This window comes from Lentzea miocenica (genome assembly GCF_033949945.1).
Classification (GTDB): Bacteria; Actinomycetota; Actinomycetes; order Mycobacteriales; family Pseudonocardiaceae; genus Lentzea; species Lentzea miocenica.
On record NZ_JAXAVW010000043.1, the window covers coordinates 1 to 21,203 of the forward strand.

General features: G+C 67.1%; 15 protein-coding genes. All 15 read right to left on the reverse strand.

Going from position 1 to position 21,203, the window contains the following annotated elements; genetic code table 11:
• Positions 1–261 precede the first annotated feature (261 nt).
• Entirely contained in the window at positions 262–4,158 is a 3,897-nt protein-coding gene (locus SK803_RS39305; protein ID WP_319971289.1) for a DNA-directed RNA polymerase subunit beta', read from the reverse strand.
• A 96-nt stretch (positions 4,159–4,254) separates the two neighbouring features.
• Positions 4,255–7,740 (reverse strand): DNA-directed RNA polymerase subunit beta, encoded by a 3,486-nt coding sequence (gene rpoB, locus SK803_RS39310; RefSeq protein WP_319971290.1) that lies wholly within the window; start codon positions 7,738–7,740, stop codon positions 4,255–4,257.
• 758 nt (positions 7,741–8,498) lie between these two features.
• Entirely contained in the window at positions 8,499–9,365 is an 867-nt protein-coding gene (locus SK803_RS39315; protein ID WP_319971291.1) for a hypothetical protein, read from the reverse strand.
• A gap of 30 nt (positions 9,366–9,395) precedes the next feature.
• Entirely contained in the window at positions 9,396–9,896 is a 501-nt protein-coding gene (locus tag SK803_RS39320; RefSeq protein ID WP_319971292.1) for a hypothetical protein, read from the reverse strand.
• On the reverse strand, positions 9,896–11,125 hold the full coding sequence (locus tag SK803_RS39325) for an MlaD family protein (RefSeq protein ID WP_319971293.1): 1,230 nt from the start codon (positions 11,123–11,125) through the stop codon (positions 9,896–9,898). The genes SK803_RS39320 and SK803_RS39325 overlap by 1 nt, the downstream gene beginning before the upstream one ends.
• Positions 11,122–12,261 carry an MCE family protein gene (locus SK803_RS39330; RefSeq protein WP_319971294.1) on the reverse strand — a complete coding sequence of 380 codons (1,140 nt, stop codon included), beginning with the start codon at positions 12,259–12,261 and terminating at the stop codon, positions 11,122–11,124. Before SK803_RS39330 ends, SK803_RS39325 begins: the two co-directional genes overlap by 4 nt.
• The gene (locus SK803_RS39335; protein ID WP_319971295.1) at positions 12,258–13,424 is read right to left on the reverse strand and encodes an MCE family protein; all 1,167 of its coding nucleotides are present in this window, start codon (positions 13,422–13,424) and stop codon (positions 12,258–12,260) included. The genes SK803_RS39330 and SK803_RS39335 overlap by 4 nt, the downstream gene beginning before the upstream one ends.
• A complete protein-coding gene (locus SK803_RS39340) occupies positions 13,421–14,422 on the reverse strand; it encodes an MCE family protein (protein ID WP_319971296.1) in 1,002 nt (333 codons plus the stop codon). The genes SK803_RS39335 and SK803_RS39340 overlap by 4 nt, the downstream gene beginning before the upstream one ends.
• Entirely contained in the window at positions 14,419–15,450 is a 1,032-nt protein-coding gene (locus tag SK803_RS39345; RefSeq protein ID WP_319971297.1) for an MCE family protein, read from the reverse strand. The genes SK803_RS39340 and SK803_RS39345 overlap by 4 nt, the downstream gene beginning before the upstream one ends.
• Complete coding sequence (locus tag SK803_RS39350; RefSeq protein WP_319971298.1) at positions 15,447–16,763, reverse strand: MCE family protein; 1,317 nt, start codon at positions 16,761–16,763, stop codon at positions 15,447–15,449. Before SK803_RS39350 ends, SK803_RS39345 begins: the two co-directional genes overlap by 4 nt.
• Complete coding sequence (locus tag SK803_RS39355) at positions 16,760–17,569, reverse strand: MlaE family ABC transporter permease (RefSeq protein ID WP_086666435.1); 810 nt, start codon at positions 17,567–17,569, stop codon at positions 16,760–16,762. Before SK803_RS39355 ends, SK803_RS39350 begins: the two co-directional genes overlap by 4 nt.
• Positions 17,569–18,354: an MlaE family ABC transporter permease gene (locus SK803_RS39360; RefSeq protein ID WP_093606337.1), complete on the reverse strand. Its 786-nt coding sequence runs from the start codon at positions 18,352–18,354 to the stop codon at positions 17,569–17,571. Before SK803_RS39360 ends, SK803_RS39355 begins: the two co-directional genes overlap by 1 nt.
• The gene (locus tag SK803_RS39365) at positions 18,351–19,418 is read right to left on the reverse strand and encodes an ABC transporter ATP-binding protein (RefSeq protein ID WP_319971299.1); all 1,068 of its coding nucleotides are present in this window, start codon (positions 19,416–19,418) and stop codon (positions 18,351–18,353) included. The genes SK803_RS39360 and SK803_RS39365 overlap by 4 nt, the downstream gene beginning before the upstream one ends.
• Positions 19,419–20,141: 723 nt before the next feature.
• Complete coding sequence (gene rplL, locus SK803_RS39370; protein WP_319971300.1) at positions 20,142–20,528, reverse strand: 50S ribosomal protein L7/L12; 387 nt, start codon at positions 20,526–20,528, stop codon at positions 20,142–20,144.
• Between the two features lie 56 nt (positions 20,529–20,584).
• Complete coding sequence (rplJ, locus tag SK803_RS39375) at positions 20,585–21,139, reverse strand: 50S ribosomal protein L10 (RefSeq protein WP_045309760.1); 555 nt, start codon at positions 21,137–21,139, stop codon at positions 20,585–20,587.
• Between the last annotated feature and the right edge of the window lie 64 nt (positions 21,140–21,203).

Below are 21,203 nucleotides of genomic sequence, written 5' to 3' on the forward strand. Positions count from 1 at the left end.
TCAGATGTGGCGCGCTCTGGCCCGGCTTGTGACGGGACCACCCACCCGAACCGCACCACCCACGCAACGCAACGCCGCCCAAAGCAACAGGCGTGCCATCAACCCGCCGGTGGCGTGGACAAGGTCCTCGATCAGATTGGCGGGGTCCGGGGCGGAGCCCCGAAATCCCTAAACAGGAACCAACGCACCCCAACCGGACCACCGCACGCAAAACGGCCCCCAGAGCCAAAGGCTCCAGGGGCCGTTCCACACCACAAACGACTAGCGGTAATCCCGACCGAAGTCGTAGTCGTCCAACGGCACCGCAGCACCAGTCCCAGTCCCGAAGACGTCAGGCGTGTAGTACCCGTCGTCGTAAGAAGGAATCGCGTAAGCCGCAGCCCGCGCCTCCTCAGTCGGCTGAACCTGGATGTTGCGGTAGCGGTTGATCCCCGTACCAGCCGGGATCAACTTACCGATGATCACGTTCTCCTTGAGACCGATCAGCTTGTCCGAACGCCCGTTGATGGCAGCGTCGGTCAAAACCCGAGTGGTCTCCTGGAACGAGGCGGCAGACAACCAAGAGTCGGTAGCCAAAGACGCCTTCGTGATACCCATCAGCACCGGACGACCAGCGGCCGGCTCGCCACCCTCGGCGACAACCGCACGGTTACCGGACTCGAAGTCCGCCCGCTCCACCAACGAACCGGGCAGGAACTCGGTCGCACCGGAGTCGATGATCGTGACCCGGCGGAGCATCTGCCGGACGATGACCTCGATGTGCTTGTCGTGGATTGCCACACCCTGGGCGCGGTACACCTTCTGCACTTCCTGCACCAGGTGCAGCTGGGCCTCGCGCGGGCCCATGACGCGCAGGACCTCGTGCGGGTCCGGAGTACCTTCCAGCAGCTGCTGGCCGACGGCGACGTGGTCGCCGTCCTGCAGCGGGCCGGTGGCCGTGTTGGCGAGACGCTGACGCTTGGACAGCTTCTCGAACACGATCTCCTCGGAGCCGTCGTCCGGGATCAGCGTGATCTTCCAGAAGCGGTCGCCGTCCTCGATGCGGACGCGACCGTCCACGTCGGCGATCGGCGCCTTGCCCTTCGGGACGCGGGCCTCGAAGAGCTCCTGGACACGGGGCAGACCGGTCGTGATGTCGTCACCGGCCACACCGCCCTGGTGGAACGTACGCATCGTCAGCTGCGTGCCGGGCTCACCGATCGACTGGGCGGCGACGATGCCGACGGCCTCGCCGACGTCGACCAGCTGGCCGGTCGCCATCGAACGGCCGTAGCAGGACGCACACACACCGACCGCGGACTCGCAGGTCAGCACGGAGCGGACCTTCACGCGGATGATGCCGGCCTCGACGAGGCGCTCGAGCGCCGGGTCACCGAGGTCGTCGCCGCGGCCCAGCACCAGGTTGCCGGAGGCGTCCAGGATGTCGTCAGCGCACGTGCGGGCGTAGACCGAGGTCTGCGAGAACTCGTGCAGGCCGACCTTGTCGCCCAGCTGCTCGCCGACGGTCATCTGCACACCACGGGTGGTGCCGCAGTCGACCTCGCGGATGATGACGTCCTGCGAGACGTCCACCAGACGACGGGTCAGGTAACCCGAGTCGGCGGTGCGCAGCGCGGTGTCGGCCAGACCCTTGCGGGCACCGTGCGTCGCGATGAAGTACTCCAGCACCGACAAGCCCTCGCGGAACGAGTTCTTGATCGGGCGCGGGATGTACTCACCCTTCGGGTTGGTGACGAGACCACGCATACCCGCGAGTGAACGGACCTGCGTCATGTTGCCGGCAGCACCGGACTGCACGATGACGCGGATCGAGTTGTCCTCGGGGAAGTTGTCTTCCATGATCTCGTGGACCTGCTCGGTGGCCTTGGTCCACACCTTGACCAGCTCGGAGTTGCGCTCCTCGTGGGAGAGCTGACCGCGCTGGTAGCGCTTCTCGACGGCGTCCGCGAGGCGCTCGTGCTCCTCGAGGATGTCCTGCTTCGCCGCGGGCACGAGGACGTCCGAGATCGCGACGGTCACACCGGAACGGGTGGCCCAGTGGAAACCGGCGTCCTTCAGCTTGTCCAGCGTCCGGGCGACGGTGACCATCGGGTACCGCTCGGCGAGGTCGTTGATGATCACGGCCTGCCGCTTCTTGGGCATGACCTCGTTGATGAAGGCGTAGTCCTGCGGCAGGATCTCGTTGAACAGCACGCGACCCAGCGTGGTCTCCGCGAGCCACGGCTGACCGGGCTCCCAGCCCTCGGGCTCCTGGCCCTTGGGCGGGTTCTTGTCGGAGACGCGGATCTTCACCATCGACTGCAGGCCAAGGACCTTGCGGTCGAACGCCATCAGCGCCTCGGCGGGCGACGAGTAGAAGTGACCCTCGCCGATGTCGCCGACCTTGTGCCGGGTCAGGTGGTACAGACCCGTCACCATGTCCAGACGCGGCATGGCCAGCGGCTTGCCGGACGCCGGGGACAGGATGTTGTTCGACGACAGCATCAGGACGCGGGCCTCGGCCTGCGCCTCGGCGGACAGCGGCAGGTGGACTGCCATCTGGTCACCGTCGAAGTCGGCGTTGAACGCTTCACAGACCAGCGGGTGCAGCTGGATGGCCTTGCCCTCGACCAGCTGGGGCTCGAAGGCCTGGATGCCGAGGCGGTGCAGCGTAGGTGCGCGGTTGAGCAGCACCGGGTGCTCGGTGATGACCTCTTCCAGCACGTCCCACACGGCCGGGCGCGCACGCTCGACCATCCGCTTGGCGGACTTGATGTTCTGCGCGTGGTTGAGGTCCACGAGCCGCTTCATCACGAACGGCTTGAACAGCTCCAGGGCCATCTGCTTGGGCAGACCGCACTGGTGCAGCTTGAGCTGCGGGCCGACCACGATGACCGAACGGCCGGAGTAGTCGACGCGCTTGCCGAGCAGGTTCTGGCGGAACCGGCCCTGCTTGCCCTTCAGCAGGTCGGACAGCGACTTCAGCGGGCGGTTACCGGGACCGGTGACCGGGCGGCCGCGGCGGCCGTTGTCGAACAGCGCGTCGACGGCCTCCTGCAGCATCCGCTTCTCGTTGTTGACGATGATCTCGGGCGCGCCGAGGTCGATCAGTCGCTTCAACCGGTTGTTGCGGTTGATGACGCGGCGGTACAGGTCGTTCAGGTCGGACGTGGCGAAGCGGCCACCGTCGAGCTGCACCATCGGGCGCAGGTCCGGCGGGATGACCGGGACGCAGTCCAGGACCATGCCCTGCGGGTTGTTGCGGGTCGCCTGGAAGGCGGCAACGACCTTGAGGCGCTTGAGCGCACGCAGCTTCTTCTGGCCCTTACCGCTGCGGATGGTCTCGCGCAGGATGTCGGCCTCGGCGTCGACGTCGTAGTCACCCAGGAGCTTCTGGATGGCCTCCGCGCCCATGGCACCGGTGAAGTAGTCGCCGTAGCGGTCGTACAGCTCGCGGTAGAGCAGCTCGTCCGCGATCAGCTGAGCGCGCTCGAGCTTGGTGAACGTGGACCAGATCTCGTCGAGGCGGTCCAGCTCGCGCTGGGCGCGGTCGCGGAGCTGGCGCATCTCACGTTCGCCACCCTCCTTGACCTTGCGGCGCACGTCGGACTTGGCGCCCTCGGCCTCGAGCTCGGCCAGGTCGGCCTCGAGCTTCTGGGCGCGGGCCTCCACGTCGGCGTCGCGGCGGTTCTCGACGCGCTTGCGCTCGACCTGCATCTCGCTCTCGAGCGTCGGCAGGTCGTTGTGGCGCAGCTCCGCGTTCACGCCCACGATGACGTAGGCGGCGAAGTAGATGATCTTCTCGAGGTCCTTGGGGGCCAGGTCGAGCAGGTAGCCCAACCGGCTGGGGACGCCCTTGAAGTACCAGATGTGCGTGACCGGAGCGGCGAGTTCGATGTGGCCCATGCGCTCACGACGCACCTTCGCACGCGTCACCTCGACGCCGCAGCGCTCACAGATGATGCCCTTGAAGCGCACGCGCTTGTACTTGCCGCAGTAGCACTCCCAGTCCCGGGTGGGACCGAAGATCTTCTCGCAGAACAAGCCGTCCTTCTCAGGCTTGAGCGTGCGGTAGTTGATGGTCTCGGGCTTCTTGACCTCGCCGAAAGACCACTGGCGGATGTCGTCCGCGGTCGCGAGACCGATACGGAGCTCATCGAAGAAGTTGACGTCGAGCACGTCTACTCTCTTCCCCTTTTTAGATCGGTGGCAAAGGAGCTGGTCGGAGGGTCGGCGAGGGACGCGGGAGGCATCCCTCGCCGACCAGCGAGGTGACTAGTTGACGACGTCGTCCACGGAGGGCGACTCGGACCTCGACAGGTTGATGCCGAGGTTCGCGGCCGCGCGCTCCAGGTCCTCGTCGTCGCCGTCGCGCATCTCGATCGCGGCACCGTCCGAAGACAGGACCTCGACGTTGAGGCAGAGCGACTGCAGCTCCTTGAGCAGCACCTTGAAGGACTCCGGGATACCGGGTTCCGGGATGTTCTCGCCCTTGACGATGGCCTCGTAGACCTTCACGCGGCCGAGCACGTCGTCGGACTTGATGGTGAGAAGTTCCTGCAGGGTGTATGCGGCGCCGTACGCCTGCATCGCCCAGCACTCCATCTCACCGAAACGCTGACCACCGAACTGCGCCTTACCACCCAGCGGCTGCTGCGTGATCATCGAGTACGGGCCGGTCGAACGCGCGTGGATCTTGTCGTCGACCAGGTGCAGCAGCTTCAGGATGTACATGTAGCCGACCGACACCGGGAACGGGTACGGCTCACCGGAGCGACCGTCGAAGAGCTGCGCCTTGCCGTTCTCCTTGACCATCCGCTCACCGTCGCGGTTCGGGATGGTGGAGCCCAGCAGGCCCGTGATCTCTTCTTCCTTCGCACCGTCGAACACCGGGGTGGCGGTCTTGGTGCCGGGCTCGACGTCGTACAGCTCCTCGGACAGGTTCTTCGCCCAGTCCGGGTCGCCGTTGATGCTCCAGCCCTGCTTGGCGATCCACCCGAGGTGGGTCTCCAGCACCTGGCCGATGTTCATACGACGCGGCACACCGTGGGTGTTCAGGATGATGTCGACCGGCGTGCCGTCCTCGAGGAACGGCATGTCCTCCGCGGGGAGGATCTTGCCGATGACGCCCTTGTTGCCGTGGCGGCCGGCGAGCTTGTCACCGTCCTGGATCTTGCGCTTCTGGGCCACGTAGACGCGGACGAGCTCGTTCACGCCCGGAGGCAGCTCGTCGTCGTCCTCACGCGAGAAGACGCGGATGCCGATGACCTTGCCGTACTCACCGTGCGGCACCTTGAGCGACGTGTCGCGGACCTCGCGCGCCTTCTCACCGAAGATCGCGCGGAGCAGCCGCTCCTCCGGCGTCAGCTCGGTCTCGCCCTTGGGCGTGACCTTGCCGACGAGGATGTCGCCCGGCTGGACCTCGGCACCGATGCGGATGATGCCGCGCTCGTCCAGGTCGGCCAGGACCTCTTCGGAGACGTTCGGGATGTCCCGGGTGATCTCCTCGGCGCCGAGCTTCGTGTCGCGGGCGTCGATCTCGTGCTCCTCGATGTGGATCGAGGTGAGAACGTCGTCCTGCACGAGGCGCTGCGACAGGATGATCGCGTCCTCGTAGTTGTGGCCTTCCCACGGCATGATCGCCACGAGCAGGTTCTTGCCGAGCGCCATTTCGGCGTTCTCGGTGCAGGGACCGTCCGCCAGGACCTGACCCGCCTCGATCCGGTCGCCCTCGTTCACGATGGGCTTCTGGTTGATGCAGGTGCCCTGGTTCGAGCGACGGAACTTGTGCAGCGCGTAGGTGTTGCGCGCACCGTCGTCGGCCATGACGGTGATGTAGTCGGCGGAGACCTCCTCGACCACACCGGTCTTCTTCGCGACGACGACGTCACCGGCGTCGACGGCGGCACGCAGCTCCATGCCGGTGCCGACCAGCGGCGACTCGGAACGCAGCAGCGGCACGGCCTGACGCTGCATGTTCGCACCCATCAGGGCGCGGTTCGCGTCGTCGTGCTCGAGGAACGGGATCATGGCGGTCGCGGCCGACACCATCTGGCGCGGCGAGACGTCCATGTAGTCGACGTCGGTCGGGTCGATGAACTCGACCTCGCCGCCCTTCTTGCGGACCAGGACGCGGTCGTCGGTGAAGTTGCCCTCGTCGTCGGTCGGCGAGTTCGCCTGCGCCTTGACGTAGCGGTCTTCCTCGTCCGCGGTGAGGTAGTCGATCTGGTCGGTGACCCGGCCGTCGACGACCTTGCGGTACGGCGTCTCGATGAAGCCGAACGGGTTGACCCGCGCGTAGCTCGAGAGCGAACCGATCAGGCCGATGTTCGGGCCTTCCGGCGTCTCGATCGGGCACATGCGGCCGTAGTGCGACGGGTGGACGTCGCGGACCTCCATGCCGGCGCGCTCACGGGACAGACCACCGGGACCCAGTGCCGACAGGCGGCGCTTGTGGGTCAGACCCGCGAGCGGGTTGGTCTGGTCCATGAACTGCGACAGCTGCGAGGTGCCGAAGAACTCCTTGATCGCCGCCACGACGGGACGGATGTTGATCAGGGTCTGCGGCGTGATGGCCTCGACGTCCTGCGTGGTCATGCGCTCGCGGACGACGCGCTCCATGCGGGACAGACCGACGCGGATCTGGTTCTGGATCAGCTCGCCGACCGTGCGCAGACGACGGTTGCCGAAGTGGTCGATGTCGTCGACCTCGACGGGCACGTCGCCACCGGCGGCGGCGTCCATCATCGTCTCACCCGCGTGCAGGCGAACGAGGTACTCGATCGTCGTGACGATGTCGTCCTCGGTGAGGACACCGGTGTTGATGTCGGTGTCCAGGCCCAGCTTCTTGTTGACCTTGTAACGGCCAACCTTCGCCAGGTCGTAGCGCTTGTCCTTGAAGAACAGGTTCTCCAACAGGGCCTGCGCCGACTCCTTCGTGGGCGGCTCGCCCGGACGCAGCTTGCGGTAGATGTCGAGCAACGCCTCGTCGGTACCCGCGGTGTGGTCCTTCTCGAGCGTGGTCAGCAACGTCTCGCTGAACGCGAACCGCTCGCGAATCTGCTCCGTGCTCCAGCCCAGAGCCTTCAACAGCACCGTCACCGGCTGGCGACGCTTGCGGTCGATGCGGACACCGACGGTGTCGCGCTTGTCGACGTCGAACTCGAGCCAAGCACCCCGCGAAGGGATGATCTTGACGCTGAAGACGTCCTTGTCCGTCGTCTTGTCGACCGCGGTGTCGTAGTAAACACCGGGCGAACGCACGAGCTGAGAGACCACCACGCGCTCGGTGCCGTTGATGATGAACGTGCCCTTGCTCGTCATCATCGGGAAGTCACCCATGAACACCGTCTGGCTCTTGATCTCGCCAGTGGTGTGGTTGGTGAACTCGGCCGTGACGAACAACGGTGCCGCGTACGTCATGTCCTTGTCCTTGCACTCTTCCGTCGAGGCCTTGACCTCGTCGTAGCGTGGGTCGGAGAAGGACAGTGACATGGAGCCGGAGAAGTCCTCGATCGGCGAGATCTCGTTGAGGACCTCTTCGAGGCCACCCGTCGGGTTCTCGTCTCCGGCGTCGATGCGGCGCTGGAACCACGCCTCGTCGCCGGTCAACCACTCAAAGGACTGGATCTGCAGGTCAAGCAGGTTGGGCGTCGAAAGCGGCTCATTAATCTTCGCGAACGAGACCCGCTTCGGCGCTCCAGGGATCCCCGACGTGGAGTTGGTCGCAGCAGTGGCCTTGGTCGCGCGAGAGATCGCCAAGATGCGTCCTTCCAGGGACAAATAGCTGGCTAGAGCGAACTAGCACGGCTGTCAAGGGTGCGGCGCTGCTCGACTAATCCACGCTCTCGGCGAAGGGCAAGCGGAAAATGGGCAGCGCAAAGGGGCAGTCTAGCCACGCGCACGGCGACTGTCGAGAGGCACCTGGAAGGACCCTCCTCTTGCTCACCGACAGAGTGACCCTGCATGAGCGTGCAGTCAAGATGTCGGCGGCCGATCCACCCTCTGGATGGAGCGCCCTTCACCGTCTTTCACCCATTTGACCTGCATAAACACGCGTGCGGCCGTTTTGGTGGGAAGTTGGCGGCTTCAAGCGGACTTACAGAGCGCCACGAGAATCCGTGTGACTGAGATCACGCGTGTCGGGGCTGGCGGAGGGCGTCCCGGCGGTGCATTCCAGGCACTTCGGGGACCTCACGGCGAAGTTGATCTTAGGGCACGGAGGTGGGGTGCCCCAAACCGGCCCGGGCCAAACGACCAGGCCGGGATGGGCGTGCGAGGGCGGGGCTGGGGGTGGCGCGAGGCCGGGCCGGGTTGGGATCGCGCGGGTCGGGTGGGCGCCCGAGGGGCGAGACCGGGTCGGCCGCGAGGGTCCGGGGGTGGAGGCAGGCCTGCGGGGCGAGGCCACGAGGGCCGGGCGCGTGCGGAGGCGGCGGAGCTGCCGGGGCGGGGCAGGCCGGCCTGCCTCACGCGGGGAGCTTTCGTACCCCAGGAGCGAGCGCGAGGGCCCCGCGTGCGGGTCAGCAGCCCTGGAGTTGGCGGTTCTGCTCGGCCGTCGCGCCGAACATCTCCATGTTGTCGATCTTCCAGCGGCCGCCGTCGTCGACCGCGCTCACGCGGAGCATGGCGGTGCCGCCGCCCGACTGGTTGTCGGTGGTGCGGGTGGTGACCTGGTCGGCGAAGACCAGGACGGTGGCGTGGCCGTCCTTCAAGGACGACACGGCTGACGAGACCACACGGACGGTCACGACGAGCTTCTGCTGCGGCGCGACTTCCTTCACCGGGCCGAACACGGCGTTGTACTGGCAGAGGGCCTTGCCGGTGAGCAGTTCGCGGGCGGCCTTCTCGGTGGCTTCGACGTCGGCGAAGTTGTAGGAGAACGACTTCTCCACGGCCTCGCGGATCTGGCCGTTCACCGCCGAGGTGGTCGCGGAGTCGACCAGGGCGGCGTCGTAGGACACCGAGCGGGACTTGACCAGGAAGAACGTGCCCAGGCCCGCCAGCAGGGCCGCGATCAGCAGCAACGCCGCCGGCAGCAGCCACGCCTGCTTCGAGCCGGACGTCGCGGGTGCATCGGTTTCTTCCAACTCGGGCTTCTTGAGCGACGCCTTCGTGGGTTCGGCCGTCGCGGCCTTCTGCTTCTTCACGGCCGGCTTCACCGCCGGCGGCGTCCACTCGACCGCTTCCGGCGCCTTCAGCTCGCTCTCGGCAGCGGGCTCGTCGACCACGGCCTCGCCGGCGACCAGGTCGTCAGGGGCCACCTCGTCGACAGCCGCGTCCTCGGCAGCCACGTCCGCGGGCTCGGAGGCGCGCCGGTGCAGACCGGCGACCTTGGGGCGGCCTCCGGCCGGCGGGGTCGGGATGGGGCGGCGGCGGGATGGGGGCACGAGCTCTCGTCCAATCAACTTCTGGCCGAATCAGACGCCCGCCCGCAGCGGGCCCAGCTGGCTCAGCTTCCAGCCGTCCTCGGTGCGGGTGAGCTTGGTCAGGTACCGGTTGATCTTGGTGACCTTCTGGCCGTTGTCGGGGGTCACCGTGCTCTCGACGACGGCGATCATCGACGCGGTGCCCGCGCGGTCGTCCAACTCGGTGATCGCGGAGTCCAGGACCTTCGAGGACGTCACGGACTTGGCGTCGACCAGCTGCTTCTTGCGCGAGTCCTTGTCCTTGTCGATCTCGGCGCGCAGGTCGCCGGTGGACGAGTTGAGCCAGCGCTGCAGGTCCTCGTCGACCTTCTTGTAGTCGAGCGTCAGGAAGTTCGTGATGCCGACCTGGCCGGAGCGCAGGGCGTCGTCGCGCTCGGCGGCGAACGACGACTCCGACGAGTTGGACGCCGAGTACCAGGCCACGCCGAAGTACGCGGCGTAACCGAACATCAGGACCGCCAGCACCGCGGCGACCACCGTGAAGATCCGCACTACTTCTTCCCCTCCGGCAAACCCAGCAGCTGGCCCAGCGACGTCAGCAGCGGCAGCTCCGGGGCCGCCTGCTGGCCGGTCGGCTCCTGGCCCGGCTGCGTCGTCGCGTTGCCGACCGGCGTCGTCGGCGTTCCACCGTACGGCGCATTCTGAGAGCCTCGCACCGACGTCGCCGATCCGCGCGCGAGAGCGCAGTAAGCCTGCGTGTTCAGCGGCGCAGCAGAGGTGTCGCTACCTGGACGCACGGTCGTGCCCTCGTATCCGGCGGTGCACGGCATCGGGTCGAACACGTTCAGCGCGAGCCCGAAGTGCGCGGAACCGTCACCCGGCGCCACGCTGAAGCCGCCACCGACGGCGATGGGGTACGTCACCGCGATCTGTTCCAAACCATCGCGCCTGGTCACGAGGATGTTCGAGGTCGTCAGCAGGTTCGCGAAGACCACCCCGAGGTTCGGCCCGCTCTCCTTCAGCAACGCCGACACCTGCTCGGACGCCGGCGGCACCGCGACGATCAACCGCCGCAGATCGCCGTCGGACGCCTTCAGCTGTTCCGCGAGCAACCGCAGGTCACCGCTGAACGACCGGATGGCGCCGCCCTGCGAAGCCTGCGTGGCCAGCACGATCCGGCCGTCCTTCAGCAGCTGCGTCGTCTGCGGCAGGTGCTCCTGAGCGGCTGCGGTGAACGCCGCGGTGTTGTCGATCAACACCTGCAGGTCGCCACCGGTGCCGCTGAACGCGTTGTGCAGCTCGTCGACGACGATCCGCAGCGAGTCCGTGGGCACCGACGACGCGAACGCGTCCAGGTTCGACAGCAGCCCGTCGACCGGCGGCGGCGTCTTGGTCGCCGACCGCGGAATGACCGACCCGGCCTCCAGGTACGGCGCCCCGTCGCTCTTCGGCCGCAGATCCACGTACTGCTCACCGACGGCCGACCGGTTGGCCACCACGGCCTCGGTCGCGGCGGGCACCCGCGGAGCGTCGGCGTCCAGCTCCAGGTCCACCTCGACACCGTCGGAGGTCAGCCGCAGCTGCCCGACCCGGCCGATCGTGACACCGCGGTACGTGACCTCGGCGTTGGTGAAGATGCCGCCCGAATCGGCGAGCTGCATCGTCACGACCGTCGACGACGACTTGAACAGGCCCACGTACGTCGCGCTGACGTACGAAATGCCCAGCAGCGCGACCAGCACGAACGCGCCGATCTTGAGCTTGGTCCCCCGCGTGATCACTTGCGACCACCTCCCAGCAGCCCGCCGAGCAGGTCGCCCAGCCCGGACCCGGTGCCCTGCCCGAGGTTCGGCAGCGGGATGTTCGGCATCGGCAACGGCGTCCCCTGGCTCGGGATCAGCGAGTCGATCGGCGACTGCCGCGACCGCCCGAGGTTGTCGAGGACCGTGCCGAGGTTCAGGTCAAGATCGATGAACGCGTTGGTGTAGTCGCCCTTGATGCCGTCGACCGCCTCGTCCGGGAACGGGTAGGTCAGCAGCAGCTCCAGCGACTTCGGCAGGTTCTGCCCCGACTCGGCGAGCTTGGTCAGCGTCGGCTGCAACGCCTTCAGGTCCGCCACGATGTCGTCACGGCTCTTGTTCACCGTGTCCGTCGCGACGTCGGAAAGGTTGTCCAGCGACTTCAACAACGTCACCAGCTGCGTGCGCTGCTCCGCGAGCACCTTCAGGCCCGGCTCCAGGTCCGTCAGCGCCACCGCGATCTTCTCGCGCTGCTGAGCCAGTGTCCCGGCGAGCCGGTTGATCGAGTCGAGCGCGCGGACGATCTCCGCCTTGTGCTTGTCCAGCTCCCCGACGAACGTGTTGAGGTTGCCCAGCAACGAGCGGATCTCCGTCTCGTTGCCCTCCAACGCGGCGTTGAGCTCCTTGGTGATGTTCTGCAGCTGTGCGACACCACCGCCGTTGAGCAGCATCGACAACGCGCCGAAGACCTCTTCGACCTCGGGGTTGCGGTTGGTCTTGTTCAACGGGATCACCGCGTTGTCCGCGAGCTTGCCGGTCGCGTCCTTGGGCTTTCCCAGCTCGACGAACTTCTCGCCCAGCAACGCGGACTGGCGCAGCTTCGCGAACGCGTTCGCCGGCAGCTGCACGTCGCCGTTGACCAGCATGGTGACCTCGGCGGTCCAGCCGTCGGAGCCGAGGTCGATCTTCTCGACCCGGCCGACCGGCACGTCGTTGACCTTCACTCCCGCCTGCGGCACCAGGTCCAGCACGTCCTCGAACTGCGCCTTGACCCGGTACGGGTGGTCACCGACGTCGGCACCGCCCGGCAGCGGCAGGTTGTAGACGCCGTCGAACCCGCCGGACCCGCAGCCCGAGACCAGCAACAACGCCGTCAGTCCTACGACCAGCTTCTTCACTGGGGCACCCCCGCGAGCGGCAGGGGCAACGGCAGCTTGCCCGCGTTCAGGTCGCTGAGCACCTCGGCGGGTGACTTCAGCGGAATCGCACCGGTCAGCAACGGCTCCAGCTGCTTGCACGTCTGCGCGAGCACCGGCGGCACGTTGTTCGGCGTGGCCTGCTGGACCAGCTTGCAGATCAGCACGATCGGCGGCTGGTTCAGCTCGTTGATGTTCGCGCGGGTGTCGAGCGTGCCGGACGCCGCGTTGTAGGAGTTCTGCAGGTTGCCCAGCGCCAGCGGGGCCACGTCGAGCGTCTCCGCCAGCGCGGCCCGCTGGTTCACCAGCACCTGCGTGATCGACGCCAGCTTGTCCACGTTGGACTTGAGCACCGCGCGGTTGTCCTTGATGAAGCCCTGCACCTGCTGCAACGCGGTCGCCAGCTCGTTCAACGCGGCACCGAGATCGCCGCGTTCGTCGGCGAGCATCTTCGACACGTCCGCGAGCTGCTTGTTGAAGTCGCGCACCTGGCTGTCGTTCGCGGCCAGCATCGCGGTGAACTTCTGCAGGTTGTCGACGGTCGCGAAGAGGTCCTCTTTGGACCCCGACAGCGTGCGCGTGGCCTGGCCGAGGTTCTTCAACATGTCGTTGAGCGCCTGGCCGTTGCCTTCCAGGTTCTTCGCGGCCGAGTTCAGCAGGTCGGCCAAAGCACCGTCGGCGTTCGCGCCGTTGGGCCCCAACGCGGTCGTGAGCTTGTCCAACGACGAGTAGAGATCGTCCAGCTCGACGGGCGTCGCGGTGCGCTCGCGCGGGATCACGGCGTTGTCGCCCAGCATCGGCCCGCCGGTGTAAGCGGGCGCGAGCTGCACGTACCGGTCGCTGACCACGCTCGGCGCGACCACGACGGCCTGCGCGCTCTCCGGGACCCGCACGTCGCGGTCGACGGTGAAGACGACCTTGACCGTCTTGCCCTCCGGCGTGACCTCGTCGATGGTGCCGACCTTCACGCCCAGCACCCGCACGTCACCGCCGGGGTAGACACCGACGGCCGCGGCGAAGTGCGCGGTGACCTTGCGCCCGTTCATGCTGGTGAAGACCCACCAGAGCCCGGCCGTGATGACCAGCGCCAGCACGCACGCGATCGCGATGAACCGGCCGACTTTGCTGTGAGCAGCTGTAGTCATCGCTGCACCCCCGGAGGCAGGCAGCCTTCCTCGTTGAACCCGACGACGCCGAGGTTCACCGAGGGCGGCAACAGACCGCAGATGTAGGTGTCGAACCAACGGCCGTTGCCCAGGGTGTTCGCGAACACCCGGTAGAACGGCGCCATCAGCGCGAGGCTGCGGTCGAGGTTGTCCTGGTTGCGCTGCAGGATCGTGGTGACCCTGCCGAGCTGCTCCAGTGCGGGCTTGAGCTGGTTCTGGTTGTCCGCCACCAGACCGCTGAGCTCACGCGCGAGGTCGCGGGTGCCGGTCAGCAACGCGCTGATCGACTCGCGGCGCTTGCGCAGCTCGCCCAGCAGCAGGTTGCCGTCCGAGAGCAGCTTCTCGAACTCCGCGTTGCGGTCGGCCAGCGTCTTGGTCAGCTGCCGGGTGTTGTCCAGCAGCTTGGCCAGCTGCTCGTCCCGCGAGGAGATCGTCTTCGAGAGCGCGGACAGACCGTCCAGCGCGCCGCGCACGTGCTCCGGCGAGTTCTTGAAGGTGTCGGACAGGACCGTGAAGCTGTCCGCGAGCTGCTTGGTGTCGATCTGGCCGACGGTGGTCGCGAGCCCGTTGAAGGCCTCGTTCACGTCGTACGGCGCGAGCGTGCGTTCCTTCGGGATCGGATCACCCGGCGACAACGGTGCGCTGCCCTGCGGGTCGAGCGCCACGAACTTCTGGCCCAGCAACGTCTTGATGCGGATCATCGCGGTCGTCCGGTCGCCCACCCAGGCGTCCTTGACCTTGAACGTCACCCGCACCCGGTCGCCGTTGAGCCTGACCTTGGTCACCTTGCCGACCTTCACGCCGGCGACGCGGACCTCGTTGCCCGGCACCAGACCCGCGGCCTCGCTGAAGTCCGCGGCGTAGCTCGTGCCACCGCCGACGATCGGCAGGTCGTCGGAGTAGAACGCGGCCAGCAACAGCAGGACGATCAGTGTCAGGCTGATCGCTCCGGTCCTGATCGGGTTGCTCGTCTTCATCGGCGGCACCTCTGCTGTGTCACCGGCAACGCCGTGATCGGAATCGGGTCGGGGATGACCGGCGGCACAGCGATCTGGCCGGTGCCCTCGCACAGGAAGAAGTTGAACCACGAGCCGTAGGTCGCGGTCCGCGTGATCGTCTCCAGCTTGTTGGGCAGGCGCTGCAACATGCGGTCGACGAGCACCTCGTTGTCCGCCAGGCTCTTCGAGACCAGGCCGAGCTGCGCGATGTCGTTCTTCAACGGCTCGCGGCCCTGCTCCAGCAGGCCGGAGGTGGCGTTGGTCAGGTCGCCGAGCGCGGTGATCGCGTCACCGATCGGCTGGCGGTCCTGCGCGAGCCCGGAGACCAGCGACTGCAGCGTGACCACGAGGTTGTTGAAGTCCTCGTCGCGCGAGTTGACGGTCTCCAGCGCGGTGTTGAGGTTGTCGACGACCTCGCCGATGACCTTGTCCTTGCCGGCCAGAGTGCTGGTCAGCGACGCCGTGTGCTGGAGCAGGCTGTCGATCGTGCTGCCTTCTCCCTGCAGCACCTGGATGATCTCGAACGACAGCTTGTTCACGTCCTCCGGCGACAACGCCTGGAAGAGCGGCTTGAAGCCGTTGAACAGCACGGTGAGGTCGAGCGCGGGCTTGGTCCGCTCCAACGGGATCGTGCCGCCCTCAGGCAGCACCGCCTTGGTGTCACCGATACCGGCCTCCAACGCGATGTACCGCTGTCCCACCAGGTTGCGGTACTTGATCGTCGCCGTGACCGCTGCCGGCAGCTTGCGGTCGCCGTCGATCGAGAACGCCACCTCGGCGGTCTTGCGGTCCACGACCTTGATCTCGTCGACCTGGCCGACGCGGACACCGGCGATGCGGATGTCGTCGCCCTCGTTCAACGCGGTGGCGTCGGTGAACCGCGCCTTGTAGTCCGTGGCACTGGCCAGGTTCACGTTGGCGATGGTGACCGCGAGCAGTGTGGTGGCGAGGATCGTGACCACCGCGAAGGTGATCAGCTTGAGCAGCGGGGCGAGCACGCCTTTCACTTGACCGTCACCTCCGTTCCGCGCACGAGCGGTCCGAGCAGCAGGCTCGACCAGCCGGGCATGTCCCGCGGGTCGACGCCGATGCGCGGTCCGAACAGCGCCGCGATCAACCTGGCCTCCTCCGGCGAGTTGGCGAGCCTGAGCACGTCCGCGGACTGCGGCACCGTCACGTTGCCGGCGTTGGCTGGCGGCAGGATCCCGTCGTTCGCGACGCGGGCGGGCGGCGGCGAGCTGGAGCCGTCCTGCACCGGACCCTCCGGCGGGTACTGCGGGAACGGGTTCGGCCGCGGCACGATGTCGTAGCAGCGAGGCCCGCGCTTGTCCTTGTACTCGGGCTCGTCGAGGTTCGGCTTGTACTTGCCGCGGTTCTGCGTGATCTCCAGCGTGATGTGCAGGCCGGGCTCGTTCGTGCCCTCGCCGAACGCCTTGCTGATGATCGGCTCGAACTCCGCGAGCCCCTTGAGCAGGCACGGGTACTCGGGCGCGTACTTGGCCAGCAGCTCGAGCGTCGGGCGGCCGGTGTCGGCGAGCGCGATGATGTTGTTCTTGTTGACCGTGACGAAGCTGGTGACGTCCTGCGAGGTCGTGGTCAGCGACCCGTACAGCGCGAGCAGGTTGTCACGCTGCTCGACGACGGTCTTGGTCGTCGTGGTCATGTCGTTCAGAGCCTGCAACAGGTCCGGCGCGGCGTCGGCGTAGACGTTCGAGACGTCCGCGAGCTTGGAGATGTTCTCCTTCAACGCGGGCAGCTGCGGGTTGAGCTCGCCGAGGTAGGAGTCGAGCGACACCAGCGTTTCACCGAGCGGCTTGCCGCGGCCGTCGAGCGCCTGCGACAACGCGGTCAGCGTGGTGGCGAGCTTCTCCGGCTGGATCGCCTGCAACACCGGCATCAGGTTGTCGAGCACGCGTTCCAGCTCGATCGCGCTGCTGGTGCGGTCCTGCTCGATGACCGCGCCCTCCTTGATGGCCGCGTTCTTCTGCTGCGGCAGCACGAGGTTCACGTACCGCTCGCCGAACAACGTCTTGGGCAGCAGGCGCGCGCTGACGTTGCCGGGGATCTCGTTCACCTTGTCCGGCAACAGCGCGAGCTCCAGCTCGGCGCCGTCCCCGCTGGTGCGGACGGCCTTCACCGAGCCGACGATCAGGCCGCGCACCTTGACGTCGCTGGCCGTCTGCAGCTGGTTGCCGATGTGGTCGGTCTTGAGCGTGACCTTCACGTACTCACCGAAGGCGTCCTTGTACAACGCCACCGTGAGCGACAGGAACATGGCGATCGCGAGAAGAAAGGCGATGCCCAGCACGCGTTTCTTCATCCCGCGATCCTCACCGTCGTCGTAGCACCCCAGATCGCGAGGCTGAGGAAGAAGTCCAGCAGCGCCGTCGTGACGATCGCGGTCCGCACCGCGCGTCCCACTGCCACGCCCACGCCGGCCGGACCGCCGGAAGCGCGGTAGCCGTAGTAGCAGTGGGTCATGATGATCACGACCGCGAAGACCAGCACCTTGCCGAACGACCACAGCACGTCGATCGGGGGTAGGAACAGGTTGAAGTAGTGGTCGTACGTGCCCGCCGACTGCCCGTAGAACTCGACGGTGATCGTTCTGGCGGCCAGGTAGCTGGTCAGCAGGCCGATCACGTACAGCGGGATGATCGCGACGAAACCCGCGATGATCCGCGTGGTGACCAGGAACGGCAGGCTGGGGATGCCCATGACCTCCAGCGCGTCGATCTCCTCGGAGATCCGCATGGCGCCGAGCTGGGCCGTGAACCCGGATCCGACCGTCGCACTCAGCGCGAGACCGGCGACCAGTGGCGCGATCTCACGCGTGTTGAAGTAGGCGGACACGAACCCGGCGAACGCGGACGTGCCGATCTGGTTGAGCGCGGTGAAGCCCTGAAGGCCGACGACCGTGCCGGTGAAGACGGACAGGCCGACCATCACGCCGATGGTGCCGCCGATGACCGCGAGCGCGCCGGAACCGAAGCTGACCTCGGCCAGCAGCCGCATGGTCTCCTTCGAGTACCGCTTGAGCGCGCGGGGCGTCCAGGCCAGCGCCTTGATGTAGAACGCCAGCTGGTCGCCGAATCCGTCCAGAGTGGACAGCGCCTTGTTCGCCATCAGCTCCCCTTCGCGGGCACGACCTGCAGGTAGATCGTGGTGAGGACGAAGTTGACGAAGAACAGCAGCAGGAACGTGATGACCACGGCCTGGTTCACCGCGTCACCCACGCCCTTCGGCCCACCCGCCGGGTTGAGGCCCCGGTACGCGGCCACGATGCCCGCGATGAACCCGAAGATCAGCGCCTTGAGCTCGCTGATCCACAGGTCGGGCAGCTGCGCCAGCGCGCTGAAGCTGGCCAGGTACGCGCCGGGCGTGCCGTCCTGCATGATCACGTTGAAGAAGTAGCCACCGAGCACGCCGACGACGCTGACCATGCCGTTGAGCAGCACGGACACCAGCATCGCGGCCAGCACCCGCGGCACCACAAGTCGATGGATAGGACTGACGCCGAGTACTTCCATGGCGTCGATCTCTTCGCGGATCTTGCGAGATCCAAGATCCGCACAGATGGCCGAGCCGCCCGCACCCGCGATCAGCAACGCCGTCACGATCGGACTGGCCTGCTGGATGATCGCGAGCACGCTGGCCGCGCCGGTGAACGACTGCGCGCCGATCTGCCGAGTGAGACTTCCCAGCTGCAGTGCGATGACCGCGCCGAACGGGATGCTGACCAGCGCCGTCGGCAGCACCGTGACGCTGACGATGAACCAGCTCTGCTGGATGAACTCCCTGAGCTGGAACGGCCGGCGGAACGTCGTGCGCACGACGTCGATGCCGAGCTGGCACAGCTTTCCGGTCTCCCGCAGCGCGCCGGCGCCGGGGAACGAGGTCTGCGTGGTCACAGGACACCGCCCTGCCGAGGCCACGGGCTGGGCGACGGCGCTGCCGCAGGTGCCCCGGCATGCACGCCGTACCGCACCTGCTCCTCAGCCGTGAGGCTCTCGATGATCCCCTGCTGAGCCTGGTACGGCAGCTGATGGATGATCGACATGACCCGGTCCTTGCGGCGCCGGACAGCGTCCCGGAACGGCAGGCCCGGCGTCGGCTCGATCTGCGGGATGATCCCCCGGACGTCCTCCGACGTGGAGCCGTCCGAGTGCCCGGCGTCCGCATGCGCCTGCTCGGCCGCCATCGTGGCCGTGTCCTTCTCCTCGGACATGCCGATGGGCCCCAGGCGCCTGCCGTTGAGGAACTGCTCGACAACCGGCTCGTCGCTGGTCAGCAGCACCTCACGCGGCCCGAACATGACGAGCTCACGCCGGAACAACATCCCCAGGTTGTCCGGCACGGTCCGCGCGATGTTGATGTTGTGCGTGACGATGAGGATCGTCGCGTCGATCTGCGCGTTGAGGTCGATCAGCAACTGACTCAGATACGCCGTGCGGACCGGGTCGAGCCCGGAGTCCGGCTCGTCGCACAAAATGATCTCGGGGTCGAGCACCAGCGCCCGCGCCAGCCCGGCGCGCTTGCGCATACCGCCGGAGATCTCACCGGGGAGCTTCTTCTCCGCGCCGACGAGACCGACCATCTCCATCTTCTCGAGGACGATGCGCCGGACCTCGGCCTCGGTCTTGCGAGTGTGCTCCCGCAACGGGAACGCGATGTTGTCGTACAGGTTCATCGACCCGAACAACGCACCGTCCTGGAACAGCACGCCGAACATCTTCCGGATCTCGTACAACCGGTGCTCAGAACACCGCACCAGATCCGTGCCGTTGATGATGATCTTGCCGTGCTCCGGCTTGAGCAGACCCACCAGCGACTTCAGGAACACGCTCTTGCCCGTACCGGAAGGACCGAGCATCACGCTGACCTCACCGGGCGGGAGCGTGAGCGTGACGTCCTGCCAGATGGTCTGCTTGCCGAAGGACTTGGTCAGACCCTCGACGACCACCTCGACGCCCATCCGCACCTCCGCACACGCCCGAGGACGCCGCGGCGATCGGCGTCACACCTGGGCAACGAGTTCGTTCGCGGCAGGTTACTCACCAGTTGGCCTAACGGCGGTTGCGTTCCGATAACGCCACGCAGCGTGACCTCGCAAAACGGTCACGACCGCCTAGACCACTGCCCCGCAACCGGGAAATTCGAGACTCGTGTGACTCCGAACACACCGTCTGTGGCGCGCGGAACGGACGCGCCCCGGGCTGGGTGAAGGGCGGGCCATGGCCTGCGGCTGCCAGCGTTGCCGGGCCAGCAGTGACGGCACGTGGGGCGGGACGTGGAGACGAAGAGACAGGAGCACCGCCGAGGCGGAGGCGCGCGGCGCGAGACATGAGGCGCGAGACGCGAGACGCGAGACGCGTGGCGCGAGGCGCGAGGCGCGAGGCGCGAGGCGCGAGGCGCGAGGCGCGAGGCGCGAGGCGCGAGACGCGAGACGCGAGACGCGAGACGCGAGACGCGAGACGCGAGACGCGAGACGCGAGACGCGAGACGCGAGACGCGAGACGCGAGACGCGAGACGCGAGGCGTGAGGCGTGAGGCGACGGTCCACCAGGCGCTCAAACCCCGCGAGCCGCCTGCCCGCCGCGTTGCCCCGGACACGCAAGACGGGCGTGCACCCCCGTTGAAAGGTGCACGCCCGTTCAGGCACTGCAAGGCATAGCGCGAGCCCCCGAGGGGGCCCAGATCACTTGACGGTGATCTTGGCGCCGGCAGCCTCGAGCTTCTCCTTGGCGGCGTCGGCGACGTCCTTCGCCACGCCCTCGAGGATCGCCTTCGGAGCGGACTCGACCAGCTCCTTGGCCTCCTTCAGGCCCAGGCCCGAGACGACCTCGCGGACGACCTTGATGACCTGGATCTTCTTGTCGCCGGCGGACTCGAGGACGACGTTGAAGTCCGTCTGCTCCTCGGCCTCTTCGGCGGCGGCGGCCGGGCCACCGACAGCGGCAACGGCGACGGGCGCCGCGGCGGTGACCTCGAAGGTCGTCTCGAACTGCTTCACGAACTCGGACAGCTCGAGGAGGGTCATCTCCTTGAACGCGTCGAGCAGCTCGTCGGTGCTGAGCTTCGCCATGATCGGCGGTCCTTTCTAATTTCCCGCGCGAAAGCGTCGGGTGTGTCTGCGGGTGATCAGCTTTCGGCGGGAGCGTCGGCCTCGGCGGCGGGAGCCGCAGCGGCCTTCTTCTCCTGCAGGGCAGCAGCCAGGCGAGCGACCTGGGAAGCCGGGGCGTTGAACAGACCCGCGGCCTTGGCCAGGTTGCCCTTCATCGCGCCCGCGAGCTTCGCGAGCAGCACCTCACGGGTTTCGAGGTCCGCGATAGCGGTGACCTCGTCGACCGAGAGCGGGCGGCCATCCATGTAGCCGCCCTTGATGATCAGGGCCTTGTTGTCCTTCGCGAAGTCGCGGATCGCCTTGGCGGCGTCGACGGGCTCGCCCTCGACGAACGCGATGGCGGTCGGACCGGAAAGAAGGGCCTCGAGGCCCTCCACACCGGCGTCCGCAGCGGCCAGCTTGACCAGCGTGTTCTTCGCGACGGTGTACTTGGTGCCCGCGCCGAGAGCGCGACGCAGCGTGGTGAGCTGCGCCATGGAGAGGCCACGGTACTCAGTGACAACCGCTGCCGAGCTGGTGCGGAACTGATCCGCGAGCTCAGCGACCGCCGTAACCTTCGTGGGCTTCGCCATGATCGCCTCCTCTCTGGGCTGGGTTAGACCGCCGATGAGAAGGCTCCGAAACAACAAAAACGCC

Coding starts and splice junctions, on each gene's coding strand:
- SK803_RS39350 (WP_319971298.1), bottom strand. CDS start 16,763: ATGAAGAAACGCGTGCTGGGCATCGCCTTTCTTCTCGCGATCGCCATG.
- SK803_RS39340 (WP_319971296.1), bottom strand. CDS start 14,422: ATGAAGACGAGCAACCCGATCAGGACCGGAGCGATCAGCCTGACACTG.
- rplL (WP_319971300.1), bottom strand. CDS start 20,528: ATGGCGAAGCTCAGCACCGACGAGCTGCTCGACGCGTTCAAGGAGATG.
- SK803_RS39355 (WP_086666435.1), bottom strand. CDS start 17,569: ATGGCGAACAAGGCGCTGTCCACTCTGGACGGATTCGGCGACCAGCTG.
- SK803_RS39365 (WP_319971299.1), bottom strand. CDS start 19,418: ATGGGCGTCGAGGTGGTCGTCGAGGGTCTGACCAAGTCCTTCGGCAAG.
- rplJ (WP_045309760.1), bottom strand. CDS start 21,139: ATGGCGAAGCCCACGAAGGTTACGGCGGTCGCTGAGCTCGCGGATCAG.
- SK803_RS39335 (WP_319971295.1), bottom strand. CDS start 13,424: ATGACTACAGCTGCTCACAGCAAAGTCGGCCGGTTCATCGCGATCGCG.